The 25,683-nt window shown below is 54.9% G+C and carries 20 protein-coding genes and 1 other RNA gene; 10 read left to right on the top strand and 11 right to left on the bottom strand.

All coding sequences use genetic code 11. From position 1 onward, the window contains the following. The coding region (locus BEN30_RS06575; RefSeq protein ID WP_139134891.1) for a GGDEF domain-containing protein at nt 1-868 on the top strand (868 nt) is incomplete at its 5' end. Between the two features lie 73 nt (nt 869-941). On the opposite strand, the gene BEN30_RS06570 is transcribed toward BEN30_RS06575, so the two are convergent. From BEN30_RS06570 to hflK, 4 genes are all read right to left on the bottom strand, one after another. Continuing rightward, nucleotides 942-2,420: a DegQ family serine endoprotease gene (locus tag BEN30_RS06570; RefSeq protein ID WP_069957547.1), complete on the bottom strand. Its 1,479-nt coding sequence runs from the start codon at nt 2,418-2,420 to the stop codon at nt 942-944. A 165-nt stretch (nt 2,421-2,585) separates the two neighbouring features. Beyond that, entirely contained in the window at nt 2,586-2,771 is a 186-nt protein-coding gene (locus tag BEN30_RS06565) for a DUF2065 domain-containing protein (RefSeq protein ID WP_069957546.1), read from the bottom strand. A gap of 121 nt (nt 2,772-2,892) precedes the next feature. After that, on the bottom strand, nt 2,893-3,765 hold the full coding sequence (gene hflC / locus BEN30_RS06560; RefSeq protein ID WP_069957545.1) for a protease modulator HflC: 873 nt from the start codon (nt 3,763-3,765) through the stop codon (nt 2,893-2,895). Further along, complete coding sequence (gene hflK / locus BEN30_RS06555) at nt 3,762-4,889, bottom strand: FtsH protease activity modulator HflK (protein ID WP_069957544.1); 1,128 nt, start codon at nt 4,887-4,889, stop codon at nt 3,762-3,764. The genes hflC and hflK overlap by 4 nt, the downstream gene beginning before the upstream one ends. A 221-nt stretch (nt 4,890-5,110) precedes the next feature. Between hflK and BEN30_RS06550 the strand changes: the two genes are divergently transcribed. Together BEN30_RS06550 and BEN30_RS06545 are read left to right on the top strand one after the other, a co-directional pair. Beyond that, entirely contained in the window at nt 5,111-6,238 is a 1,128-nt protein-coding gene (locus tag BEN30_RS06550; RefSeq protein WP_069957543.1) for an Mrp/NBP35 family ATP-binding protein, read from the top strand. A gap of 202 nt (nt 6,239-6,440) precedes the next feature. Next, nucleotides 6,441-7,487, top strand: a complete 1,047-nt coding sequence (locus BEN30_RS06545) for an OmpA family protein (protein WP_069957542.1) — start codon at nt 6,441-6,443, stop codon at nt 7,485-7,487. Nucleotides 7,488-7,732: 245 nt separating this feature from the next. On the opposite strand, the gene BEN30_RS06540 is transcribed toward BEN30_RS06545, so the two are convergent. The 3 genes from BEN30_RS06540 to BEN30_RS06530 form a co-directional block, all read right to left on the bottom strand. Continuing rightward, on the bottom strand, nt 7,733-8,302 hold the full coding sequence (locus tag BEN30_RS06540) for a hypothetical protein (RefSeq protein ID WP_139134890.1): 570 nt from the start codon (nt 8,300-8,302) through the stop codon (nt 7,733-7,735). A gap of 129 nt (nt 8,303-8,431) precedes the next feature. Then, on the bottom strand, nt 8,432-9,166 hold the full coding sequence (locus BEN30_RS06535) for a protein phosphatase CheZ (protein WP_069957540.1): 735 nt from the start codon (nt 9,164-9,166) through the stop codon (nt 8,432-8,434). Between the two features lie 166 nt (nt 9,167-9,332). Further along, a complete protein-coding gene (locus tag BEN30_RS06530; protein ID WP_069957539.1) occupies nt 9,333-10,640 on the bottom strand; it encodes an FAD-dependent thymidylate synthase in 1,308 nt (435 codons plus the stop codon). Nucleotides 10,641-10,813: 173 nt separating this feature from the next. On the opposite strand from BEN30_RS06530, the gene ssrA reads away from it, so the two are divergent. The 6 genes from ssrA (at nt 10,814) to BEN30_RS06500 (ending at nt 15,078) form a co-directional block, all read left to right on the top strand. Then, nucleotides 10,814-11,149, top strand: a transfer-messenger RNA (tmRNA) gene (gene ssrA / locus BEN30_RS06525). A gap of 90 nt (nt 11,150-11,239) precedes the next feature. Beyond that, entirely contained in the window at nt 11,240-11,785 is a 546-nt protein-coding gene (locus BEN30_RS06520) for an SspB family protein (protein WP_069957538.1), read from the top strand. Between the two features lie 78 nt (nt 11,786-11,863). After that, nucleotides 11,864-13,513 (top strand): fumarate hydratase, encoded by a 1,650-nt coding sequence (locus tag BEN30_RS06515; protein WP_069957537.1) that lies wholly within the window; start codon nt 11,864-11,866, stop codon nt 13,511-13,513. A 3-nt stretch (nt 13,514-13,516) separates the two neighbouring features. After that, nucleotides 13,517-14,158, top strand: a complete 642-nt coding sequence (locus BEN30_RS06510) for an alpha/beta fold hydrolase (protein WP_069957536.1) — start codon at nt 13,517-13,519, stop codon at nt 14,156-14,158. Between the two features lie 33 nt (nt 14,159-14,191). Next, nucleotides 14,192-14,830 carry a LysE family translocator gene (locus BEN30_RS06505; RefSeq protein WP_084005158.1) on the top strand — a complete coding sequence of 213 codons (639 nt, stop codon included), beginning with the start codon at nt 14,192-14,194 and terminating at the stop codon, nt 14,828-14,830. A 17-nt stretch (nt 14,831-14,847) separates the two neighbouring features. Next, nucleotides 14,848-15,078, top strand: coding sequence for a ribbon-helix-helix domain-containing protein (locus BEN30_RS06500; RefSeq protein ID WP_245649004.1), 231 nt, complete (start codon nt 14,848-14,850; stop codon nt 15,076-15,078). On the opposite strand, the gene BEN30_RS06495 is transcribed toward BEN30_RS06500, so the two are convergent. From BEN30_RS06495 to BEN30_RS06480, 4 genes are all read right to left on the bottom strand, one after another. Beyond that, on the bottom strand, nt 15,075-18,710 hold the full coding sequence (locus BEN30_RS06495) for an AsmA family protein (protein WP_170826981.1): 3,636 nt from the start codon (nt 18,708-18,710) through the stop codon (nt 15,075-15,077). The two genes, BEN30_RS06500 and BEN30_RS06495, sit on opposite strands and share 4 nt — an antisense overlap. Before the next feature lie 355 nt (nt 18,711-19,065). Further along, a complete protein-coding gene (ykgO, locus tag BEN30_RS06490) occupies nt 19,066-19,191 on the bottom strand; it encodes a type B 50S ribosomal protein L36 (RefSeq protein ID WP_069957533.1) in 126 nt (41 codons plus the stop codon). Nucleotides 19,192-19,331: 140 nt separating this feature from the next. Then, complete coding sequence (locus tag BEN30_RS06485) at nt 19,332-22,943, bottom strand: hydantoinase B/oxoprolinase family protein (RefSeq protein WP_069957532.1); 3,612 nt, start codon at nt 22,941-22,943, stop codon at nt 19,332-19,334. Between the two features lie 24 nt (nt 22,944-22,967). After that, the gene (locus BEN30_RS06480) at nt 22,968-23,990 is read right to left on the bottom strand and encodes an amino acid ABC transporter substrate-binding protein (protein ID WP_084005156.1); all 1,023 of its coding nucleotides are present in this window, start codon (nt 23,988-23,990) and stop codon (nt 22,968-22,970) included. 207 nt (nt 23,991-24,197) lie between these two features. Between BEN30_RS06480 and BEN30_RS06475 the strand changes: the two genes are divergently transcribed. Next, nucleotides 24,198-25,683, top strand: a 1,486-nt coding sequence (locus BEN30_RS06475) for an ATP-binding protein (RefSeq protein ID WP_139134889.1), incomplete at its 3' end; no start/stop codon positions are given.

Below are 25,683 nucleotides of genomic sequence, written 5' to 3'. Positions count from 1 at the left end.
GGACGAAGTTGTCGGCCATCACTTGGCGCATTTTCTCCATGACAACTACAAAGATATTCTCACCGGCGACATCCGTGAACTGATTGCCGAAGAAGACATCTTGATCCCGGTGCGTTTTGTCGATCTCAGCCAAAACCAGATCGATGCGGAAATTGGCGTGACCATTTTGGACAGCGGTCGAGGACAAAAGTTCATGATCGAAGCGCGCGACATCACGGCCCACAATCGTGCCGTGACCGCCTTGCGCCAGTCTATTGAAAATCTGGAAAACCGCGTCAAAGAACGCACCCACGCTTTGCAAGAAGAGGTGACTGAGCGTCGTCGCGCCGAAGAAACGCTGCGCCACGTCGCATCCCATGACGGTTTGACCGATTTGCCCAACAGGGCGCTGATGATGGATCGTTTGGAAAAAGCCATTTCCCGCGCCAAACGCAATCGCAATATGTGCGCGGTTCTGTTTTTGGATCTCGATGGTTTTAAAACCATCAACGACACTTTGGGACACGATTGCGGAGACCAAGTGCTGCGCGTAACGGCTGCCCGCCTGACCGCCTGCATTCGCGATGACGACACAGCTGCACGCTTTGGCGGCGATGAATTTATCTTGCTGCTGAGCGATTTAAACGCGGCCGACGACGCCTTCCCCATCGCCGAGAAAATATTAACCGTCGCGTCGCAGCCGATTGAAACCTATGGGCACATGGCTCATGTCGGCGTCAGCATTGGCATTGCACTCTACCCCGACCACGGCGACACCGCCGAAGGGATGATCAAGGCCGCCGACAAGGCCATGTATGGCGTAAAGGAAGGCGGCAAAAACAATTTTGCCATTGCCACGCGGCCTTCTTCTGATCACGGAACACCTTAAGGTTCCGCCATTCAGATGCAAAAAGCCCCGCCGATAATGGCGGGGCTTTTGCTTTTGAGGTGAGCAAACGAGCTTAGCGCAGCTTCACGGCGACGAACCTAAAACCGGACTGGCTTTCGATCAGCAACAACACGGATTTTTTACCTTCTTTTTTGGCCGCTTCAATCAAGCGCACCGCATCGCTGGGAGTCTTGACTTTTTCTTGGCTCACTTCGCTGAGCACGTCGCCAGCGCGAATGCCTTCGTCGTAAGCTGATGTGTCAGCCAGCACATCGGTGATCACCAAGCCTTCGACCGTATCGGGCAATTCAAAACGTCCCAAAACTTCGGCGCTGGGGGCTGCAACTGTCAATCCCAATGCGGCCAGGGCTTGATCTTCCGACTTGGCCTCGGGTTTGGTTGTGGCACTTGCCACCACTTCCTTCTCGTCAAGACGACCGATCATCACGCTCAGGGTTTTCATTTCTCCATCGCGCCAGACTTTGAGGCTAACTGCCTTTTCCACCGGCGTTGAGGCAACGATACGCGGCAGCTTGCGCATTTCGGTAACCCGCTTGCCGTCAAATTCCAAGATAACGTCACGTGCTTTGACGCCAGCTTTCGCGGCCGGGCCGTCTTCGATGACGCTGGCGACCAAGGCACCTTCAGCTTTTTTCAGACCCAGGGCTTCTGCAATAGGGTCCGTCACCACCTGAATATGCACACCCAACCAGCCGCGGCTCACTTGGCCGTTTGTGATCAACTGTTCGATCACCGCTTGGGCGGCATTCGATGGAATGGCAAAACCGATGCCGACGCTGCCGCCGCTTGGTGAATAAATGGCAGTGTTGATGCCGATAACTTCACCGTCCATGTTGAACATCGGGCCACCGGAGTTCCCCCGGTTGATCGAGGCATCGGTCTGAATGAAGTCATCATACGGCCCCGCATTGATATCGCGACCGCGTGCGGAAATGATCCCCGCCGTCACCGTGCCGCCCAGGCCGAACGGGTTGCCAATGGCCACCACCCAGTCCCCAACCCGTGAGACGGAGCTGTCGCCAAAGCCGACCGAAGGCAGTTTGCGGTCCGTGTGGACCTTCAAAACAGCCAGATCGGACTTCGCATCCCGACCGACGATTTCGGCTTTCATACGGGTGTCGTCCTGTAAAATAACCGAAACTTCATCGGCACCTTCGACGACGTGATTATTGGTCACCACATAGGCATCGCCGTTGTTGCGATAATCGATGATGAAGCCCGAACCCAGCGACGTGGCTTTGCGCTTTTGTGTCGGGTGTCCATTTTGGTTGCGATCCAAAAAATCCTTGAAGAAATCTTCAAACGGTGAACCCGGCGGGAATTGCGGCATATCCGGAACGCCCGACTTCCCCTCAACCACCTGGGTGGTGGAAACGTTGACCACCGCAGGCAAAAGCTTGTCGGCCAAGTCCGCAAAACTTTCCGGCATGCCCTTGGCCTGAAGCGCATGAATGGGCAGAGTTGCGATGACCGCAATGACAAAGACAAACGCCAATTGGCGTAAAACGGGCAACTTTGAAAGGTTCATCATTTTGATTTTCTTCCGTTGAATTCGATCACATATAAATATGAGGTTCGGGAGAAGTCCCGAAAGCTTGCATCAATATATAGGTATGAAATTGGGAGGAAGTATGGCGAAAGACGGCTGATATTGCGACTTTTTTTGCTAATCCGTCAGATATCGCCTTTTTTACCGTCACAATTGCGCCAACCACACCAAAAACAGTCCCACCACCGCCGTGAGGACAGCACTGATGCGAATTTGCATTTCATTCAGGCTCATCATGGCCACGATGGCGCGGCGCATGAAATCAGGAAACAGCGCATAAAGCGCCCCTTCTATCACCAACATCAGCCCAAAAGCCGCCAGTAAATTGCTCATCTTAAGCTGCTCAACACCTGATCTCCGTCAACCAAATCCGGCCTTAAAAACCGGCCTTAAAAAACAGTGGCCCGCCCCTGGAGAGGAACGGGCCATCGTTGTTTTTGTCTATGCGCGTGCTTTACTTCTTGCCGGTTTGATCGCCGAAGAAGCGAAAGAAATCGCTGTTGGGTGACAGCACCAAATTGGTGTCGCCGCCCGCCAAGGCTTCCCGATAAGCGGTCATAGACCGATAAAACGCGAAGAATTCCGGGTCTTGGCTATAGGCCTCACCCAGCACTTGGTTGCGCAGCGCGTCGCCTTCACCGCGGAGGATTTGCGAGAGACGCTCGGCTTCGGCGATGATCACGGTGCGTTTACGATCCGCTTGGGATTCGATGGTCAATTTGGCTTTGCCACCATCCGCACGCAGTTGGTTGGCTTCTTTGACACGCTCAGAACGCATACGGTTGTAGACGTTTTGCGAAATTTCCGGCGGCAGATCGGTCCGTCCGATGCGCACGTCGACAATTTCGATGCCATAGTCCTTGGTTTCAGCAGCCACACGCGCTTTGATTTCGTTCATGATGTCATTGCGTTTTTCCGACAGCAATTCACTCAACGAATTACGCGCCATGGAGTTACGCACGCTGGAATTCAAAATGCGTCCCACTTGATCGCGAAATGCCGTTTCCGTGCGCAACGCTTGGAAAAAACGTAGCGGATCGGTGATGCGATAGCGGGCAAAAGCGTCCACGTTGATGCGCTTTTGATCCGCCAAAATCACTTGACCCGCAGGCGGATCAAGATCCAGAACCCGGTTGTCGAAGTAAACCACATTCTGAATGAACGGAATTTTGACGTTCAGGCCCGGTTCGCGGATGGTTGACTTGGGTTTACCAAATTGCATGACCAACGCTTGTTCGGTTTGCGAAACCGTGAACAGAGCGGAAGACGCGATAACGCCGACAATCAAAACGAGAACGCCGAGTATGACTGTAAATGTCTTGCTCATTTCTGGCCTCCCGATTGCTTTTGTAATTCCGGCAAAGCCAGATAAGGCACCACACCGCCACCATTTTTATCCAAAATAACCTTGTTGGAATGTTTCAAAATATCTTCCATGGCTTCGAGATACAGGCGTTGGGTGGTCACGTCTTTCGCCACTTTATAGCTGGCGTAAACCGACAAGAAACGCTTGGCTTCACCATCGGCCTCCTTGGTGACCTGTTCCTTATACGCTTCGGCCTGCTGAACCATTTTTGCGGCTTGGCCTTCTGCGGTGGGGAGGATTTTGTTGGCGTAAGACTGGGCTTCGTTCTTCAAACGATCCAAATCTTGGCGCGCCGATTGCACGTCATTGAAAGCCTCGATAACCTGTGCGGGAGGATCGCCTTTCAGCAATTGCACCTGGATAATCATGATACCCGAATTGTAACGGTCCAAAATTTCCTGCAACAAGATACGTGTGCCGTCCGCGACCAATTCACGATCGCTGGTCAATGCTTTTTCAAGATCGGTCTGGCCGATGATTTCACGCATTGCACTTTCTGCGGCCAACTTGACGGTTACTTCCGGATCGCGAATGTTAAACAGATACTGTGCCGCATCCTTGACCTTCCACTGCACCGTAAAGTCCACATCGATGATGTTTTGGTCTTGGGTCAGCATCAAGCTTTCTTCCAAGACATCCCGGCCATTTGTCGCAACACGACCAAACGCTGCCGCGGCTTCTCCAGCACCTCGAAAACCGACGTCAATACGCCGAACGGCTTCGACGTTGGGGGTGAGAACCGAACCGATGGGGGCCGGAAAATACCAATGCAGACCCGGGTTCTCGCTGGATACATGCTTGCCAAACAGCAGCACGACGCCTTGATGACCGGCATCAACGCGATACGTCCCGCTGCCCAGCCACAAAACAAAAATTGCCAAAACAGCCAGCATAACCGCCCGGCCGGAACCGAAGCCTCCCGGCATAAAATTCTTAAAACTATCCTGCGAACGGCGCAGCATTTCTTCAATATCGGGGGGTTGATTGCCGCCGCCAGATGATCCACCGCCGCCGCCCCAGGGTCCGCCGCCGTTACCGCCGCCGCCGCCCCATGGTCCACCGCCGCCTTGAGGTTTCCATGCCATACGCTATGCTTCCTTCAAATCTGGTTTTAAATGACCCGTTCGAACACTGTTTTGTCCGCACACGCCATTTATATTTTGATTTTCTAATACGACACCCTATATCAGGGGTCGTAACGCTTATAGGCCAGCCCATTGGGGCACGCAACCCGCTGCGCAGGGCAAACTCGCCCTGCAAGCTCGCCTGCCCCAAGGATATCTGCTCGTTTTCGGAGATTTCAAGCATGTCGTACATTAATGAAGAAGAAATACTCAAAATTCTCGCCACCGTCATGGACGGCGATAAAAATATTGTTGAAAAAGGCATGGTTCAGGGACTGCAAGTCCAAGACGGCCATGTCATTTTTGCTATTGTTGTTCCCCCTTCCGTTGGCGCCAGCGCCGAACCGATCCGCAAAGAGGCCGAAGAAAAAGTCCATGCCATGGACGGCGTTTTGTCGGCGACGGTCGTTTTGACGGCTGAAAATGAAGGCGGTCAAGCCAGTGGTGCATCCTCACAGGGTGGCGGTCATCAACATGGTGGCCCGAAGCAGGCCCCCGAAGGCCCGTTGATGCCTGGCGTAAAAGCCATCATCGCTGTGGCGTCCGGCAAGGGCGGCGTGGGCAAATCGACCACAACAGTCAATTTAGCACTGGCGCTGCGCGATATGGGCCTCAAAGTCGGCCTGTTGGATGCAGATATCTACGGCCCCTCCATGCCGCGCATGCTGGGCATCAAAGGCGAACCCAGCTCATCGGATGGCAGCCGTCTTGACCCGATGGAAGCTCACGGCATCAAATGTATGTCCATGGGCTTCTTGGTCGAAGAAGAAACCCCGGTCATCTGGCGCGGCCCGATGGCGCAAACGGCTTTGATTCAAATGATGCGTGACGTCAATTGGGGCGATCTGGATGTTCTGATGATCGATATGCCGCCGGGCACCGGTGACGTGCAGTTGACCATTGCTCAGCAAGTTCCGCTGACCGGTGCCGTCATCGTCTCCACACCACAAGACATCGCCTTGTTGGATGCTCGCAAGGGTCTCAACATGTTCCGTCAGGTGGATGTTCCGGTTCTGGGCATCATTGAAAACATGAGTTACTTCAAATGCCCCCATTGTGGCGAGCGCACCGATGTGTTCAGCCATGGTGGCGCCAAGGATGAAGCCGACTTGCTGCAGGTTGATTTCTTGGGCGAAATTCCCCTCGACATCGTTATTCGCGAGACGTCCGACGGCGGTCATCCAATTGTCGACCAAAATCCCGCCAGCGAACATGCAAAGGCATATACGAAAATCGCCGAAATCATGTGGACCAAAGCCTGCGAGAAACGCGACGCCAAAGCGGCAAAAATGCCAAAAATCGTGCAATAACAATAAAATAATGCTGCACCGCACAATTTAAATAAAGGCGCTCTTTTAGGAGCGCCTTTATTTTTATGCTTTACCCCATTAAGTCGTAGCAAACGGTATAAAACTAACGTATTATCCGCACAATCTACTTTGATTCGTATGAAGCCATACAACTTGTGGTGCAAACACATACGCACACGTTTAGAACCTTCCGAGGAAAACAATGTCGATTCATTTTAAGTCCGCCTTCATTTCTGCTGCCGTTGTTGCTCTGACGCTCCAATCCGCAGTTGCACAAGACGCGGGGCTCTATGTCAGCGGCGCCGTCGGTTTGCTGGACGTTCCGTCCACCTCCGTAACCGACACCGCAAGCCGGAGCGTTAAGTTTGACAACGGCTACTTGGGCGCGTTGGCATTGGGTTATGATTACGCCAGCCCGTGGCGCTCGGAAGTCGAACTGTCGCGCCGCTCCGCCGGACTGGACAGCGTGTCGGGCACAAATGCTTCCGGCCACCTTTCTGCCACCAGCTTGATGGGCAACGTGTTGTACGATTTTAACACCAATTCCAAGTTGACCCCTTACTTAGGCTTGGGTGTTGGTGGTGCGCGCGTGGAAATGGACAACGCTTCGCCTTTTGGCACGTCATCCATCAATGACTCCGATAACGTGCTGGCTGGACAAGCCATCGCCGGCGTCAGCTACGCACTGCAAAACAATTTGGATGTGTTCGCCGATTATCGGTATTTCGCGACCCGCGATTTAAGCATGCGCACCGCTGCAGGCAACAAAGCATCGTTCGACATGAACACCCATTCGATCATGGTTGGTTTGCGCCTGAACTTCGGCGCACCCAAAGCCCAACCACAGCCGGCCCCCGTGACGCCCGTTGCCATGGCTGAACCAGCCCCGGCACCTGCTCCGGCACCTGCCCCTCGCCTGCCCAGCAACTACATCGTGTTCTTTGATTGGGATAAAGCCGCCATCACGCCGGAAGCCGCAGAGATCATCCGCACCGCCGCTGCCAACGCTGGCACAATGGGCCAAGTGCGCATGGTATTGACCGGACACACGGACACCTCGGGTTCAGCAAAGTATAACCTCAAGCTGTCCCAGCGCCGCGGTGATGCCGTGCGGGCACAGTTTGAAGCCCTGGGCTTTACCAAATCGGACATCCAGGTCATCTCTAAAGGTGAGGCTGACCAGCTGGTGCCCACCGATGACGGTGTGCGCGAACCGCAAAACCGCCGTGTGGAAATCGTTCTGCCCTAAAGCAAACGCTCTAAGGCAAACGTTACGCAACACATACCAAAAGCCGTCGCCCCCATGGGCGGCGGCTTTTTCATTGCCCCCTCTGGAACGTCCCCATTGACCTGCGGATAACGGCCATGAGGCCCTGAGGCACAGCAGAACCGCATCAAATCATCAATCACGCATGATAAAACGCGGGCCGACAAACATCGGCCACGTGGACACAAAATATTCACAGAGATGAAAGGAGGCGAAGAGACGTAAAGTTAGTTCATGCCTTCGGGCGAAATGCCTTTGTCATTGGCAACGCTGCTATCGGCAACTTCAACGCAGCTTTTATAACCATGGCTGGCCGCGTCCGGATTGGTTCGCGCCAACAGCACCAAATCTTGAGGGGTGCTCTTCAGCGCCACGGCAAAACGCGCGGCGGCACTGTCACAATACATCTGGGTCGATACGGCAAGGCTGTTTTGCGAAGCCGAATTGGCCAGACGCGTGACGGTCTTGTTGAGCATCTCAGCCCCCTGTTTAGGGCCGAAGGATTTTACGAAGAAGGATTTGAGTTGCCCACCTTGACGCATCAAATAGGGCTTAAAGGTGGTCACAAATGCGTTATAGCTGGGTCGTTGTCCACAAGTGAGAGCGGCAACCATCAATTCGCTTTGCAGAACCCGCATTTCTAACGCGGTGCGTGCTGCTGCGTCCATACAAGCCTCAGCCTGGGCACTGACAGGTCCCAAAGCGATGCTGAAAACAACACCCGAAAAGACAACGCTTTTCGCCAGTGAGCCCCGAAAAGAAGATGTCCGCAGTGCGGAAAAAGTACGAATCGACATAAAACCTCCCAAATCCCGGCACATGATAGACACAATTAGAAATAAAAATCATGTTTTTTATTTCGGAGTATAAACGGGAGGACCCAAAAACATATTGAGCGCTCCCCCAGACACGTGACTGGACGTCAATCAGTCAAACAAGGAATCGATATCGTCCTGTGAAATACCCGCCCCGTCGAGTTGCGGTCCTTCCAGCAGTTTTTCGTCTTCGCTGCGCGCATCGGCAGAAAGTTCAATGCCTTCGAAGTCCTCTTCCCCCCAGATGCTGATCATGGTGAGGATGCGTTCTTCCAAATAATTGATGGTTTTCACCACCTTGCCGGTGCGCTGCCCGGTGATGTCTTGGAAGTTGCAGTTTTCATAAATACGAATGACCAAATTGGACATGGTTTGCAGATGTTCGTGAGATTTCACGTCATCAATGCGTTCGCGGATGGACTGGGTCAGTTCATCAATGTCTTCCGCCGCACCCAGAATATTGTTGGTGGCTTCTTCCGTCGCTTCGACGATGGCGCTGAGTTCCATGGCCGCCGTGATAAATTTATCTTCGGTTTGGCCGGGTTTATGAATGGCGGCAATTTCAGCCTTGGTTTTATCAATCGATGATTTTAAGTCATGCAACTGACCGCGCAACACGGACATTTCCGGTCCAACGTCGCCGCTGGGGGCAGAGGCTGTGGCGGCAAGGCCTTGCCTGGTCTCAAGACTCAAGCCCTCGATCATGGTCTTAACCTCGGCAATGGCGCGCAAAACCTCTTCGGTTGCAACAGAGGACGCAGGTGCGGGCGCATATGCCGGAATGGTTTCACCGCGCTCTTTCATCAAGCGACGCTCTGCCGAAAACAATTTATGCTGAGAATTCACAGACCAAGCCCCTCTGCATGAACAATGGGCGCGTTATACCCCGCCTCGCGTTCAGGTTTATTTATAGTCTAAAATTGACCTGATATGCACAAAAACACAATCCCCATCTGATGGCTAGGGATATTTAAGGCCACACCGATGACCTTAACCTCGAAAAAACAGGTGCTTAGGCCCGCTTGGTGATGGTTTGGGTGCCCCGTTTGACGTCAAATTTTGACGGTTCCAAGTCCGTATGCAGGGTTAGTTCGGGGTGACGCTTGCGCATTTCACCGTCCATCCAGTGCATTACGTCGCGCAGCGTTGAATGCACGGTGTTTTGCGAGCGCAGTTCAATGACATAAATCATCTGCGGCAAAGTGTAGACCGTCTGGCAACGCACCTTGGCCCCCAAGGGATAGAGGTATTGCTTATCTTCAGTACGTGCATCCAAAGCGTCAATCGCTTTGAACTGAGTTTCAACCAGGGCGCGCGCCTGACCGGCCAGCGGCTCGGGCAGCTCATCCAAATACCAGTCATGAAAGCCCCGCTCGCCGGTGAGCAGCGGAATGCGGCAAATGCCGTTGCGGTGGCGCTGTAAATCCCTGTACGAGCCATAATCCAAATCGAACGTGCAGGTATACTGGCCGTAACCATCCAGATAGCGCGGCAAATTGGTACGCGGCGGGCGGCCCGCAATCACGTCGCCTTCCTGAGCTTGCAAGAGGCCATCATCAACGGTGCTGGAGAAGCTCAAATCGGGCTCGTCTGTGGCGAAAAAGCGACTGTCCAAATAATTGGTCTTAAAGGCCGTTTTGGCCAGATAGGCCTCGGTTTGGGGATAATCCTTGTGGCCAAAGCTGCTGGGGTAGCTTTGGCGCAGTTCGGCCAAGCAGCCTTCTGCAACTTCTTGCACCTCGCGCAGGGGGTGATGGCGCAACAAATGCAGTTTGTCTGCGGCTTGGCGCAAATTGGTGGTCCACGCCAGCTGTGACGTAATGCCTGCGGGCAAAAAGCCCCGCAATATATCGAACCCACGGGCCTTGATGGCGGTGTCCCACACCCGTTCCTTTTCACCTTCGCCGAGCGGGAAGCGGTCTTTGAGATAAGCCTCCAAAGGATCGAGAGCGCTAAGGTAAAAGTCCATCCAGGCCTCCAACACCGCTTTGCTTTGGGGCGTGGAAATGGGGTCAATGATGGGCTGTTTGGAAAAATCGATGTAGCGGGTCGAGCTTTCTTGACCGCTGTACAACGGATTGTCCTGCACCGCTTTACACGCCAAAATCGACAAACCTTCGATAAACAGCGTGGTGGTGCCGCAATCGCCGATGGAGGCATGGCCGTAACCGACGTAATAACTTTCCATAAACTTCGCTGAACCGCGTTTCTGCACCATCTCGAGATGGGTGCGCGCACTTTCACCGGAGCGAGAATACAACGCTTGCAACATGGCCGTTGCTTCCGGCCCCTGATCGTCAACGATAAAGATGTCCGCCATGGAAATGCGGCCCCCTCATGCTTTGTCTGTGAATGGACTACGTTGTCGCCCCCGCGATTCGACGCCAACATCTTACCACGAAATTCAGGTTCTCAAACGTTTCAAGACACCACATGTAGTATAAACGCCAAAAACGCTCAATATTTTGCGTTAATCGGTAATCGTACACTCAGACCTTTGCAATCGGACGCTGAGAAGCCTATATTTAATTTGTCGGGCAACCGACTATGGCGATAAACGTTTTTCGGAATAATCGTTTCGGACCCGGGGGCGGTACCCGGCGCCTCCACCAATTCGAGCCAGCGCTTTATAAGCTTAAGCGCTGGCTGTTCAGGGGGCGAAATAGGATCGACGAGCGTGGTAAAGGACTGACTTTCGCCCGGCATTGTACCACCGTATCGGGCTACTTTTACAAATGCTAACGATAACAACGAAGCATTTGCGGTTGCCGCTTAACAGCTAAGCAACCACGGGGTTCGGGGGGCACCTGGCAACAGAAGCCCCCCACTTATCCAGCACCGAGCTTTGGTGCCCACCAACAAAGGCCCGCTTGTGACCACCATTTGCGACCAGAGGCCAAACAAACGGAACAGGCATTTATGAGCGACGAAACACTTCGCTACGATATATGGGTCGAAGAGGCGCTGCGCAGCGTCATCAAAAAAACCATTGCCCACGTCGCAGAACATGGCCTGCCCGGCGACCATCACTTTTACATTTCATTTTTATCGCAAGACCCGGGCGTTGTGATCCCGCCGCGTCTGCGCGCACAGCACCCCAATGACATGACCATTGTGTTGCAATATCAGTATGAAAATCTGATGGCTGGTGACGATGCCTTTTCCGTCACCCTCAGTTTTGGGGGAAAGTCGGAAAATTTGGTGATTCCTTATGAATCGGTTATTTCATTTGCCGACCCGTCGGTGAATTTTGCCTTGCAGCTGAAAATGTTGCCGCTTGACGAAGAAGACGAAGACGATTTTGAGGGTTCCGAAGACGACTACGACACCCAGCATCTTGAATATTTTGAAGAAACCCGCAACCGCACCAACCAAGATGACCGTGGCAGCAGCATTGGCGGCGATGATGATGACGAGCCCAAAACCGGCGAAGTGATCACGCTGGACGCCTTTCGCAAAAAATAACAATCTCCTGGCCTAACGGCCTTAGGCGCTTTACATATTAAGTCTGTTCCAACCTCCCCAGTTGAGAGACTTTTTGTGATGAACGAACCTGCTTTTCATGAACTTTTTTCTTTTGGCCCGGACGAAACCGAATATCGCCTGCTGACCAAGGAATTTGTTTCCACCCACACCGTTTCTGGGCGCACCATTTTGGAGATCGAGCCCGAAGGCCTGAGCCTGCTGGCCTCGACCGCGATGCGCGACACCTCGCACCTGCTGCGCCCCGCGCACTTGAAACAATTGGCATCTATCCTCAAAGACCCGGAAGCCTCCGCCAATGACCGCTTTGTCGCCATGGAGCTTTTGAAAAACGCCAACATCTCCGCCGGTGGCGTGCTGCCCATGTGTCAGGACACCGGCACCGCCATCATCATGGGCAAAAAGGGCGAAAACGTATGGACCGGCGGACAGGACGAAGCCGCCCTTTCCGAAGGCGTGATGAAGGCCTATGCGGAAAACAATTTGCGCTACAGCCAGATGGCGCCGCTTTCGATGTTCAAAGAAGTCGGCACCGGCACCAACCTGCCCGCCCAAATCGACATCGGCGCGGTGCCCGGCGGTAGCTACAAATTCATGTTCATGGCCAAGGGCGGCGGGTCGGCCAACAAGACCTTCCTGCATCAAAAAACCGCGGCCTTGCTCAACCCCAAATCCATGGCCGAATTTTTAAAAGCCGAAATCGCGACGCTCGGCACCGCAGCCTGTCCGCCCTATCACTTGGCCGTGGTCATCGGTGGATTGTCGGCTGAACTGAACTTGAAGACCGTCAAGATGGCGTCCGCGCATTATTTGGATGGCTTGCCGACCCAAGGCAACGCCTATGGCCAAGCCTTCCGCGACTTGGAGATGGAAGCCGAAATTCTGAAGATGACGCAAAACCTCGGCATCGGCGCGCAGTTCGGCGGCAAGTACTTCTGCCACGATGTGCGGGTCATTCGCCTGCCCCGCCATGGCGCATCGTGTCCGGTGGGCATCGGCGTGTCATGCTCGGCGGATCGTCAAATTCTCGGCAAGATTACGGCTGAAGGCATTTTCTTGGAGAAGCTGGAAACGGACCCCGCCAAGTATCTGCCCGAAATCACCGAAAAAAATCTCTCCGACGATGTGGTGAGCATTGATTTGAACCAACCCATGGATCAAATCCGTGCCCAGTTGAGCCAGTACCCGATCAAAACCCGCATCAAGTTGACCGGATCACTGATCGTCGGACGCGACTTGGCCCACGCCAAGCTCAAAGAACGTTTAGATGCCGGGCAAGGCTTGCCCGATTACATCAAAAACCACCCGGTCTATTACGCCGGTCCCGCCAAAACGCCGGAAGGCTATGCGTCGGGTTCCTTCGGCCCCACCACGGCCGGGCGCATGGACAGCTATGTCGATCAGTTTCAAGAAGCGGGCGGATCTTTGGTCATGCTGGCCAAGGGCAACCGCTCCCAAGCCGTGACCGACGCGTGCAAAAAACACGGCGGCTTTTATCTCGGCTCCATCGGCGGTGCGGCGGCGGAACTGGCCTTTGAGTCTATTAAACATATCGAATGCATTGAATACCCAGAACTGGGCATGGAAGCCATCTGGAAAATCGACATCGTCGACTTCCCCGCCTTCATCATAGTTGACGACAAAGGCAACGATTTCTTCGAAGACATCAAAAAGCACGGCCTGGAAATCAACGGTCAAGATTCCGGCTGAGCGATGGATCTGCCTGAACTTCTCATCGACGGTCCCCATGATGCGCCCGTAACCATTGCCTTGGCACATGGTGCGGGCGCACCCATGGATACAGCATTTATGACAACGTTTGCCCAAGGTCTGGCGGCGCGTGGCTTGCGCTGTGTGCGGTTTGAATTTCCCTACATGGCTGGGCGCCGGGTGGATGACAAAAAACGTCCGCCCAATCGCGCGCCCATTTTGCTGGACACTTGGCGCGCCGTGATTGATCATTTGGGCCGTGAAAACCTGGTCATTTCAGGTAAATCCATGGGCGGGCGCATGGCGTCGATGGTGGCATCTGAACTGGAAACTGAGGGCCATCCGGTGAAAGGCGTCATTTGTCTGGGCTATCCGTTTCACCCGCCGGGCAAGCCGGAAAAAGCTGAGGGCCGCATGGCGCATTTGCGGACTTTAAAAACGCCGACCCTGATTTTGCAAGGCACCCGCGACACCTTTGGCACCATTGATCAAGTGCCGAGCTTTCCCTTGTCCAAAACCATTCGGGTGCAGTGGTTGGAAGACGGCGACCACGGTTTTAAGCCGCGCAAAAAATCAGGTCGTAGCGAAGCCCAGAACTGGGCCGAAGCCATCGAAGCCATGGACGTGTTTGTCCGCGCGCTTTAAGCTCGACGTCTCTGAGGCTTAGGACATCGCGTTATGGCGTTCCCCGTAGATTTAGCGACTTATTCAGCCTTCATGCTGACCGCATCGGTGATCGTTTTGACGCCGGGACCCGATACGCTGATCATCTTGCGCTATGCGTTGAGTTCGGGGCGCAATGTTGGGCTGGCGACGGTGTTGGGCGTGCAAGTGGGCTTGGTCGGGCATACCCTGCTGGCGATCTTTGGCATTTCCGTGCTGATTGCTTCCAACCCCATTATGTTTAAGGCCGTAGCGCTGGCGGGGGCGGCATATATCGGCTGGATCGGCGTACAGAGTTTTCGCCCCCATGGCTTGTTGCATGTGGGGGCTACGGGCAAGCCCCCGGTGTCCATGACCAAAGCCTTTCGCGACGCGGTGTTTTGCAATTTGCTCAACCCCAAAGTCATCTTGCTGTTTTTGGCCCTGTTCCCCAACTTCATCGATCGGTCGAGAGACGACGTGACCGTGCAATTGATCGCCCTGTCGTTGGGGCTGATTGTCATCAACATTTTGTGGCAAGCGCCCTTAGCGTTCGCCGCCGAAGTGGTGCGGCGCTGGCTCAAAAACGATCGCACCTATAAACTGATCACCCATTCAACCGGGATTTTGCTCATCGCCGTGGCGGTGTTGATGATTTACGATAACTTGATTTGATTCTAGAAGGCGAGCCCATGGACGACAATTTTTCAGCGCCCGCGTACCAAATGCGCAAGCACTCTTTGCTTTTGAACGGCCACCAAACCAGCGTGTCGTTGGAAGATGCCTTTTGGGATGAGTTGATGACCATTGCCAAAGCGCGGGGTCAGTCCATCAACAAGCTGGTGACGGAAATCGACCACCTGCGCACCACCAATCTTTCCAGCGCGCTCAGGGTGTTCGTGCTCACTCACCTTAAAGGCTAAAGCCCCTTCATCAACTTCTGAATCAAATCCTGGGCCGAGGGCTTTTGGGGCTTTGGTGCCGGAGCCAAATCTGCTGCTGGTGGCGGCGGTACAAGGGTACCATCGGGTTGCTGGGGATTTACGACGCTATCTTGTTGCGGCGCCTTGGCCCCCGGCAATGCATTTTGCAGCAAGCTGCGCAAGGGATCGAGCTTTTGTTGAGGAGCACCTGCGTCAGAGCCCGTTGAAGCTTTGTTGAGACCTAAGTTGACGGCGGGATTGTCCAGCGCACCCTTGAGCGCGAACGGCAACTGCTGGCGACCAACACGGCCCTTGGACAGCAAGCTGGTGACCAAATTGGGTTCAACCGTCATGTTGCCCGCAACATCAATACCCCAACCTGCGATATCAACGGTTCCCGCCCCGGTGCCATTACCCATGGCGGACGTGAGCTTCATCTCATGCGCAGTGGCAACGCCGTCTTGAACATCAAAGGACAACGCCAAATCGGCGAGTCCATTGCCTGTTTTACTGCCCAAAGACAACTGGTTCATGGCGGCAACCAGACCCAGCACGCCGGACAAGGCCGAACCTTTACCGCCTTTTTTCACGTCCAACTGGCTGATGTTGAGACTGCCCGTACCACCTAAGGAACCAACCAAATCGGCGGGGCTCAAACCAGTGGCCTTAAAGGCCATGTTCATCGACAGGTTTCCCGATGCCAAATCTTGTTTTGCGACGGCTTGGACCGCTTCGCGGACCTTAAGGGCATCAAGCTTGATGTTCGACGTTACCGTCGGTGTTCCGCTGGCGCGCACGGTGGCGGAACCGTTTAAAGGTCCGCCAAACACAGCACCTTTAATTTTGTCCGCCGTCATCACCCCGTCTTTGACAGTGGCATGAATGTCCGCGCTGGTCAGTGCATAGTCGCCAAACTGAATGGCTTCGGACATCAGCGAAAAATCGCCATCGAGCATGTTGAGTGCGCTCAAATCAAAGCGTTCACGCGACCACCGTTCATTGACCTTGGCGGAAGCGGCCGCCAATTGGTCGTTATCAAACGCGGCAAAAATAACATTTGAAACTTCAGGACGTTTGCCCCATTTGGAAGCAACCTTGCTCATGGGTTGGTCCAACTGGGCCTTGCCCTGGGCTTTCGGCAAAAAGCGATCCAGCGCCAAAACTCCGGTTTGCAAGTTCGCCGTCACTTGAGGCTTTTCGCCCCCCGTGTTGGCCAAAATGTCGCCATTAATAGCCGTTCCGCCAAGAGTGCTTTTCAACTGTGTCAACTTATGGGTTTTGCCATCGGTCGTCAGTTGCGCCTTCAGATCCAACGCGCCCAACGGCCCCGCAGGGTTAAAGCCCACATCAAGGGCATTCAAAAGCGTGTCTAAGTTCGGGTGCTTGGCGCTGACGGTTCCATCAAAGCCAAAAGCGATGGGCAGAACCGAGAAACTGCCCTTGGCGCCAAAGTCGCCTTCCAGGGCGTTCACCTGGGCCTCAAACCGGGGCTTCAACACGGAGCCTTCCGCCGTGGCATTCAAGGCCACGGCTTTCAGACCTTTGGGCAAGCCCGCCGCACCGAAATCTGCGGCCAATTTCTGCGCATCTTTGACCTTGGCGGTGACTTTGACCTTCGCCATTTCGGGGATCTTACCGAAGCTGGTAAACGTGCCCGATAGGTTGGCGCTGGCCCCTTGGAAATCTCCGAGTTGCAAAGACCGCAACGTCAGCGCACCCGCATACAAGGTGCCATCCAAGCTCAAATTTTTCAGCGTTTTGCCGTCTTGAACCAAAGTCCCGACACGGACTTTCAAGTTGGCATCAAAGTCGTTCAGCGCAGAAAGAGCGTTCCAAGCGTCGGCCATGTCCGCCACATCTTGTGCCATCGTCGAAGATGCAGCTGGACTGGCTTTCGCCCCCGAAGCCTGTTTAGACGCCCCCTCAGCAGGCGCTGCACTGGGGTGAGTGCCGCCGTTCAAATAGGTGTCCAAATTGATCTCGTTGAGGGCCAAATCGGCACCGAACGACAGACGTTTGCGCAACGCCAAGGTCACACCGCCGGTCAAGGTCGATTTGTCCGCCGTGACGTTCAACCCGCTGACCACCACCTGCTTGGCATCGGCCGTAACTTTACTTTTATAAGTCACGCGCTTCACCCGCTCGGCAACGCCTGAGGGCAGTTTAACGCCCAGCCATGCGGTCAAAGACGACGGGTCGGCACACGTGACGTCAACGTCGCCTTCAAAACGCAACACGCCCTCTTTGGGTCGGGCAAAACCGAACACGCCCACTTCGGTGACGCCAGGAGCCATGGCTTGAAATTGGCTCAACGCCAATTCACCATCCGCCAATTCAGCCACCAACCGCACATCGTTCACCAATCCACCATTGACGGCCACGGCATCGACCGTCACTTGAACCGTGCCGCGCAGGTCACTTGGAAAAGCAAACGGCTGGGGCTTTGCGGGTGCCGGTGCGTCTTTGCTGGCGTCCGCAGGTGCAGTCGCCACAGAAGCGGACGAAGGGGTGGCCCCTTGAGCGCTTGGCGCGTTCTTTGTTTCTGACGCGGCCATTTTCAGCATCTCGTCCACATCGATGAGAGCCGACTTCAACTTAACGTCAAACGAAACACCCTCAGACAGCGCGGCCTGGACACTTCCGGTAACACGGGATTTTCCCAATTGGATTTCAAGTTCGCTCAAACCCACATCGGCAGCGGAAGCATCGATAGCACTATCAAGGGCGAACGTTTGACCAAGCAGGGCCGGAGTCGACGGCGCGCCGAGAGCCGCGTTCAATAGCTGGGCTAAGTTTTCGCCCTGCACTTTGATTTTACCGCGAAAACGCGGCGTGGATTCCAAATTCAAAACCGCGCCCGTCACTTGCGCGCGCGCGCCGCCGGGGGCATTTACGACGGCGTTGACGGGCACCGTGCGTTCTTTGATGATTTGCCCAAGCGACACTTCAAATGCCAGCGGCACGCCGCGAACGCGGGCTTGACCCTTGGCTTCAAACGGACCGTTGAGGGATACCGCACGCAACATGGCGTCAATGTCATCAATCCGTTCTACTGTTCCCACTGTATCGTCGCGATAGATGAGGCGGGAATCAACAAGTTCAAAGTTGTCCAAGCGGATGTCCATACCCGCCTCGCCTGCCCCACTGGCTTTACTGGAATCGGTGTTCTCTGCGGTTTCAGAGACTTGTGGCACAGACAATGAAGTTTGCCCGGTTTTGCTCTGCGTTTGCGTTTGGGGTTGGGGCTGAAATTCAAGATTGGTGCGCCCGTCGGCAAATTTTTCAATGTTGACCACCGCGCCCACCAAGCGAATGCGTTCGACTTGCACCTTCCCGGACAACAACGGCATCAAGGCGACCCGCACTTCGACGGCCTTCAAACTCACCATGTTGTCTTCCGCCGCACCCGCTGCATTGGTGAGCGTAACCGAATTGGCAGTTAGTGTCGGAGAGGGAAAAATGCTGATTTGCAGATCACCGTCGATGGTTAAGTCGCGACCGGTGGCGGCGCGCACTTGGGCCGTGGCCTGCTGCTTCAGCGCGTTCGAATCGATAAAGCTCGGGCCAATGATGGCAACCCCCGCCAACAAAGCCACAACAACAAGGACGCCTATCAAAAATTTCTTCGCCAAAATCACATCACCCCAATTGAACTGTAAAAGTGGAGATTATCGCACGCATGCAAAACAGGAGCATAGAGTGTAGTCGCCTAGCCCCCTAAAGGGCCATACAAAACAACACGCTGACCTCAGATTATCAGCAAAAAGCTCCCGATTCTCAAACGCAGACGTACGTAAAAAGCCTGCGAACAACCTAAGCCGGCCTCACATGCCCTTATAATCTCACAATATGTGCTGAATATGGCTTTTGCCCTAAGGCCTAGACAACGCAAAACCGCGCCAGCCTGATAAAAGGGCCGAGACGCGGTTTGCTCAAGACACGACAACCAGTTTTGATTGGGGAGCGCCGAAGCGCTGCCGCCGAAAATCAGCCCTGACGTGCTTTGAAACGCGGGTTACGCTTGTTGATCACGTAGACGCGGCCTTTACGACGCACGACAACGCAATTCTTGTCACGATTTTTCGCGGACTTAAGCGAGTTGCGAACCTTCATGGCGATATTCCTTAAACACGTGCGGAGCCGACATGACCCCTGTGGACGCGGAAAGTACGGTGTGAGAGCCCCTCTGTCAACCGCTTTCATGGCGCTTTTTAGGGATTCATTTCCCCCCCTGAAAATCACCCTAAAACAAGCTAAGACGCCCCAAAACCGCCACCTCCCGGCGTTTTGATGACAAATACGTCGCCGGGCTGCATATCCGCTGACGCCGTTGGGCCCAAATCTTCAACCCGGCCATCCGCGCGTTCAATGCAATTCACGCCCACTTTTCCGGGGTTTCCACCGTTCAGACCAAAGGGCGCAATGCGCCGGTGATTGGACAAAATCCCCGCCCGCATGGCTTTGAGAAACTTGATCCGCCGCACCACCCCGTCGCCGCCCCGGTGGCGACCCGCGCCGCCTGAGCCTGTGCGAATGAAAAACCCATCCACCAACACCGGATAGCGCCATTCCAGAACTTCCGGATCGGTCAGGCGGGAATTGGTCATGTGCGTTTGCACCGCACTTTGGCCGTCAAAATCTGCTCCCGCACCCGCGCCGCCACAAATGGTTTCGTAATATTGAAGGGCCTCATCACCAAATGTGAAATTGTTCATGGTGCCCTGCGCCGCCGCCACTTGGCCTAACGCACCATAGAGGGCATCCGTGACGCACTGGCTGGTTTCCACATTGCCCGCCACCACGGCGGCAGGATAAAGCGGATTGAGCATGCAGCCATCGGGCGCGATGATGTCGATGGGCTTCAGGCATCCCGCATTGAGCGGAATATCATCGTTCACCAGGGTGCGAAACACGTACAGGACCGCCGCCCGGCACACCGGGAACGGGGCGTTGAAGTTGCTGGCCAGCTCTGCCGATGTGCCGGTGAAGTCCACCAAAGCTCGACGCACACCCTTATCAATGCGCACGGCGACGTGGATTTCTGCCCCATTGTCCAATTCATAAACAAACGCACCATCGTGTAATACATCCAAAACCCGGCGCACACTTTCTTCGGCGTTGTCTTGGACATGGCCCATATAAGCGCGCACCACGTCCAAACCGAAGTGCGCGGTCATGCGCAACAGCTCCGCTATGCCTTTTTCGTTGGCCGCAATTTGCGCACCCAGATCAGACATGTTCTGATCAATATTGCGTGCAGGCCAAGGGCCTGAGGCCAAAAGAGCCCGCACGTCTGCCTCTAAAAAGGCTCCTTGATCGACGATTTTGACGTTGTCGATCAACACGCCTTCTTCTTCGACAGAGGTCGAATTGGGCGGCATGGACCCGGGCGAAATGCCGCCGATGTCGGCGTGATGGCCCCTTGAGGCCACATAAAACAAGATCTCTTCAGCCAAAAACACCGGTGTCACCAACGTGACGTCCGGCAAATGGGTGCCGCCGTTGTAGGGCGCATTGGTGGCGAACACGTCGCCTGGACGCATGCTTCCCAAATGCCCCGCACGCCGCCCCGACATGATGCTTTTTACGCTTTCGCCCATGCTGCCCAAATGCACCGGCATGTGCGGCGCGTTGGCCACCAAGTTGCCGTCGCCATCAAATACAGCGCACGAAAAATCCAGGCGTTCTTTGATGTTCACCGAATGCGCCGTGTTGGCCAGCGTCGCGCCCATTTGTTCGGCGATGGACATGAACAAATTGTTGAAGATTTCCAACATGACCGGATCGGCATCGGTGCCGATGCTTTGGCGTTTGGCGCGCGCCGTGTGACGGGTCAGCACAAAACTGCCCTGGGCGTTCATCCGCGCTTGCCATCCCGCTTCCACCATCACGGTCGTGTTGGCATCACAAATCAACGCCGGCCCCAGCAGGTCGTCGCCGGGGGCAAAATCACCACCGTTAAACACCGGCGCCTCACAGCGCACACCTGCACTGGTGAGGGTTATGGTCTCGACGCACGCGGGCTTGACGTGATCGTCTGGGCGGTCGCGCACGGCCGAGGCTTCCTCGCCGTCACGCCCCACCGCTTGCACCGCTACGGCTTCGACGATCAAACCGCGTCCCGGCTGAACGAAACCGAAGCGCCGCTTATGATGATCTTCGAAGTCGCGCACCACTTGGTCGAAAGGCGCAAACGCGATGTCCAAAGCGGTATCGCTGCCCACATAACGCAACAACAGTTTTTCGTTCACGTGGATGCGCTCTGACGGAATCTTTTGCGCGCCCAGTTCTGCCCGCGCCTCAGCTCCCAAATCCGCCAACAGGCTTTGCAAATTGGTCATAGCCTCAACGCTCAAGGGTTTTTCGACCGCACGTTCGCGCAACGCCGTAAAATCCGCCAAGCCCATCCCGTAGGCAGACAGAACGCCTGCAAAGGGGTGAATGAGGATGGTTTCCATCGCCAACGCATCCGCCACCAAGCACGCATGCTGAGCCGCCGCGCCGCCGAAACAATTCAGCGCGTATTCGGTCACGTCATAACCGCGCTCAACCGATATTTTTTTGATCGCATTGGACATGTTCTCCACCGCAATGCCCAAAAAACCCTCCGCAATGCGCTCAACGCTCATGGGCTCCCCGGTGGCGTGCTCAACGTCGGCAGCCAGCTCTGCAAACTTTGTGCGCACGCCCTCCACATCCAAGGGCTGGTCGGCATTCGGTCCAAACACATGAGGGAAATGAGCGGGCTGAATTTTACCCAAAAGCACATTGCAGTCGGTCACCGCCAATGGGCCGCCGCGGCGATAACATGCCGGACCCGGGTTCGCGCCGGCACTGTCGGGGCCGACCCGAAACCGCGCCCCGTCAAAATGCAAAATTGAACCGCCGCCCGCCGCCACGGTGTGAATGTGCAACATCGGCGCGCGCATGCGCACGCCGGCAACTTGGGTTTCAAACACGCGTTCAAATGCGCCGTCGAAGTGGCTGACGTCGGTGGACGTGCCGCCCATGTCAAAACCGATCACCTTGTCGAACCCAGCCTGCCTGGCGGTTTGGGCCATGCCCACCACGCCACCGGCCGGACCGGACAAAATGCTGTCTTTGCCCTGAAACAAATCGGCGTCGGTGAGCCCCCCGTTGGATTGCATAAACATCAAACGAGTGTCTGATAATTCCCCGTGCACCCGATCGATGTAACGGCGCAAGATCGGCGACAGATACGCATCGACCACGGTGGTGTCGCCCCGCGACACCAGCTTCATCAAAGGGCTGACGTCATGACTGACGGAGATTTGCGTAAAGCCAACGGCCCCGGCCATTTGGGCGGCGCGGCGTTCATGATCTGTGTAGCGATAACCGTGCATGAACACAATGGCCAAAGCGCGAATGCCCGCGTCGAAGGCCATTTGCAAATCCGACTGCAAGGCCTGTTCATCAAGCGGACAGATGACCTCGCCCAAAGCCGTAACCCGTTCACGCGCTTCGAGTACGCGTTCATACATCAAGTCGGGCAATTGGATATTGAGATCGAACAAACGCGGGCGGTTTTGATAACCGATCCGCAGGGCGTCGCCAAAGCCTTGGGTGATCACCAGCGCCGTGCGTTCGCCTTTGCGTTCCAACAAAGCATTGGTGGCCACCGTGGTGCCCATCTTGATGTGTTCGATGTCGGCGCTGGGAATGGGTAGGCCCGGTGCGACACCCATCAAACGGCGGACCCCTTCGACGGCGGCATCCTCATAGTGTTCCGGATTTTCACTCAGAAGCTTAAGGGTTGAAATGGACCCGTCAGGTTGCCCGGCCACCACATCGGTAAAGGTGCCGCCACGATCAACCCAAAATTTCCAGCCTGTTTCCTGATTCATACCCACTGATTTGTATCAACACGCTCAACGGACCGGCGGCGCGTAAAGCAACCCGCCATCGCGCCACAGCTGATTGAGGCCCCGCGACATCTTAAACTGAGTTTTGGGACCGAGGTTGCGGGCAAAAATTTCACCGTAATTGCCCAGTTGCTTGATCACCTGATAGGCCCAGTCATCGCTTAAGCCAAAACCGACACCAATACCCGGGTCGGCCCCCAACAAGCGTCGCACTTCAGGTGACGTGGAATGAGCCAACATATCGTCCACATTATCTTGGTTCACGCCCAAGTCTTCCGCTGCAATGGTTGCCATCGTCACCCAAAAAATCAGATCGCGCCACTGTACATCGTCGGAGCGCACCGCCGGGGCCAAGGGTTCCTTAGAGATCACTTCCGGCAAAACGACATAATCATCACTGTCATCCAAACGCCCCGCATGCACGGCGACTAAGGCAGAGCGGTCATGAATGGCCATGTCGCAGCGCCCACCAAAGAAGGCGCGCCACATCCCGTCCATGGTCTGAATGGGCACCAATGTCCAGGTCACGCCGGTGTTGGCGATGAATTCTTCCAAGTTTGCGCGCGCCGTAGACGATGGCCCAATGGCGCAAACCTTAAGGTCTTTCGTCGTCATAGCGTCCTTCAAAGATTTCACGCCCAAATTGGAATGAAGGATGAAACCTTGCCCGTCATAAAAATAAATGCCGGGAAAGTCGATCATGCGGGTGGTATCGCGCACGAGTGTCCACGTCGATCCTGCATGCAAAATGTCGACCTCACGGCCTTCCAAAGCATCCAGCCAGTAGCTTTCAATCTGCACGGCATCCGCATTGCCCAAAACGGCGGCTCCGGCGGCACGGCAAAAATCGACAAAAAACCCTGACCACGAACCGTCGGCTTCGTGCAGAGAGAACCCCGGAACGCGATCCGTGACCCCACACAAAACAAACCCTCGGTTTTTCACCGTCTCAATGGTTGAAGCCGCCTGAACAACGCCGCTGGATGTCACCACCATCATCATCACCAACAGGGCAACGGGGAAAGCCATGGGGAGGGCTCGTGAAAATCGTGAACGTTTCAAAGTTATGCTCCGCTAACGTATTTGACGCCGGCCCCAAAGAGGCATTCGATTAAGTTGAGTTTTCGTATCGTCTCACGTACTGATAGGGCATACTATCCAAATGGTCGAAGGCTTCCAAGGGTCTTCAAAGGTCTTTAAAGACTTGGGGCATATTTCCCCAAAGGATCAATCATCATGGTCGATACGCAAGCCGTGCGCACATCTTCCCCCGACAAACGCGCTCAGCCCGCTTCCAGCCCACAATCTGCCATTTCGACCAAACTGTTTCTGGCACTTGGCTTCATCACCTTAACGGCCATTATTGCGGGCGGAGCCTCGATTGTTGCGCTCAATCGATTTCAATCCGATTACGACAACCTCACCAACTCTGAGTTGCCGACCCTCGAAGATACCGCGCAAATCAGTCAGCTGTCCATGAGCGTCGCGGGCCGCGGGGCCAGCCTGATCATTTCCCCCACCACGTGGACGCGCCTCAATCTGATCGGACAAGTCAAAGACGATGCCGCGTGGTTGGAAGAAATCATCAACCGTATTTCTGCGCAAAATCTCTCGGGCAACCGCAAGCAAGAGCTTCTCGCCCTCAAAGAGGAATTGTTTTCTACCTACAACTCTCTCAACACCCTAACCGAAAACCGCATTGTCTACGGTGAACGCTTGGCCGAAATCGACACCGAAATGACTCACCTGCAAGAGGACTTGGTGGCGGTCCAATTTGGCACCAACTTGCCCGATGGCACGATTGCGCCATCGGGACCTTTGCGCCAATGGAACGTCTCTATTCATTCGGTTGTTTTCATGCTGATGCGCGCAACACGTCTCAAGCACACCGCACCGCTCTTTGCCCTTGAACAGCGCGCAACGCAAAAACTTGAAGACGTGCGGGGCCAAAACGCCTATTTGCCCAGCGAAGTTCAATTCGACGCAAAAGACATTCTCCAGCGCCTGGATGCCATCATGTTTGGGCGCAATGGTCTGTTTCATATCAAAAAACTGGATATCGACACCTACAACCAAATTCAGGCGACGCTGCGCAATGCACGTTCGATTGCCGAGCAGTTTATTTCGGCCGCCGACTTTGCCACCAGAGACATTCGCAACGTCATCAGCGAAACCAACCGCAACACCAGTCGTTCCATGGACGTTACATTGCAGGCCATGATGGGGTTCATCTTGGTTTCCGCTTTGGTTGCGGTGGCGACATTCCTGTATGTCAGCCGAACCGTCTTGCGCCGGTTGGGCACACTGCGTGAATCCATGCTGGCGCACGCCGAAGGTGCGTTTGTCCAAATCGATACCAGTGGCGATGATGAGATCACCGACATGGCGCAATCGCTTCAGTATCTGGTTGATACCCTGCATTTGCGCGAAGCCGGGTTGATGGATGCTCGCGACGAAGCGGAAAAGGCATCGGTTGCCAAAACCCGGTTTTTGGCCGCCGCCAGCCATGATTTACGCCAACCCCTGCAAGCGCTCAACCTGTTCGTCTACGCTTTGGAAAATAAAGAAACGGATGCCGACAAGCTGGGCATCATCACATTGATCCGCAATTCCCTGGATTCTTTAAAAGAACTTTTGAACACCCTCTTGGACATTTCCAAACTGGAAGCGGGCGTGGTGCAACCATCGCCGAAAGATTTCAGCATCGACACCATATTAACCC

The sequence above is a fragment of the Magnetovibrio blakemorei genome (assembly GCF_001746755.1).
Classification (GTDB): Bacteria; Pseudomonadota; Alphaproteobacteria; order Rhodospirillales; family Magnetovibrionaceae; genus Magnetovibrio; species Magnetovibrio blakemorei.
This window is presented reverse-complemented; position numbering and strand designations above follow the sequence as displayed.

Excerpts from the sequence above, each read along its gene's own strand:
- hflK (WP_069957544.1), bottom strand. The coding sequence starts at position 4,889 with ATGGCATGGAAACCTCAAGGCGGCGGTGGACCATGGGGCGGCGGCGGC.
- BEN30_RS06530 (WP_069957539.1), bottom strand. The coding sequence starts at position 10,640 with ATGGCGGACATCTTTATCGTTGACGATCAGGGGCCGGAAGCAACGGCC.
- BEN30_RS06515 (WP_069957537.1), top strand. The coding sequence starts at position 11,864 with ATGAACGAACCTGCTTTTCATGAACTTTTTTCTTTTGGCCCGGACGAA.
- BEN30_RS06565 (WP_069957546.1), bottom strand. The coding sequence starts at position 2,771 with ATGAGCAATTTACTGGCGGCTTTTGGGCTGATGTTGGTGATAGAAGGG.
- BEN30_RS06500 (WP_245649004.1), top strand. The coding sequence starts at position 14,848 with ATGGACGACAATTTTTCAGCGCCCGCGTACCAAATGCGCAAGCACTCT.
- BEN30_RS06545 (WP_069957542.1), top strand. The coding sequence starts at position 6,441 with ATGTCGATTCATTTTAAGTCCGCCTTCATTTCTGCTGCCGTTGTTGCT.
- BEN30_RS06520 (WP_069957538.1), top strand. The coding sequence starts at position 11,240 with ATGAGCGACGAAACACTTCGCTACGATATATGGGTCGAAGAGGCGCTG.
- BEN30_RS06570 (WP_069957547.1), bottom strand. The coding sequence starts at position 2,420 with ATGATGAACCTTTCAAAGTTGCCCGTTTTACGCCAATTGGCGTTTGTC.
- BEN30_RS06550 (WP_069957543.1), top strand. The coding sequence starts at position 5,111 with ATGTCGTACATTAATGAAGAAGAAATACTCAAAATTCTCGCCACCGTC.
- BEN30_RS06480 (WP_084005156.1), bottom strand. The coding sequence starts at position 23,990 with ATGGCTTTCCCCGTTGCCCTGTTGGTGATGATGATGGTGGTGACATCC.
- hflC (WP_069957545.1), bottom strand. The coding sequence starts at position 3,765 with ATGAGCAAGACATTTACAGTCATACTCGGCGTTCTCGTTTTGATTGTC.
- BEN30_RS06540 (WP_139134890.1), bottom strand. The coding sequence starts at position 8,302 with ATGTCGATTCGTACTTTTTCCGCACTGCGGACATCTTCTTTTCGGGGC.
- ykgO (WP_069957533.1), bottom strand. The coding sequence starts at position 19,191 with ATGAAGGTTCGCAACTCGCTTAAGTCCGCGAAAAATCGTGACAAGAAT.
- BEN30_RS06485 (WP_069957532.1), bottom strand. The coding sequence starts at position 22,943 with ATGAATCAGGAAACAGGCTGGAAATTTTGGGTTGATCGTGGCGGCACC.
- BEN30_RS06510 (WP_069957536.1), top strand. The coding sequence starts at position 13,517 with ATGGATCTGCCTGAACTTCTCATCGACGGTCCCCATGATGCGCCCGTA.
- BEN30_RS06505 (WP_084005158.1), top strand. The coding sequence starts at position 14,192 with ATGGCGTTCCCCGTAGATTTAGCGACTTATTCAGCCTTCATGCTGACC.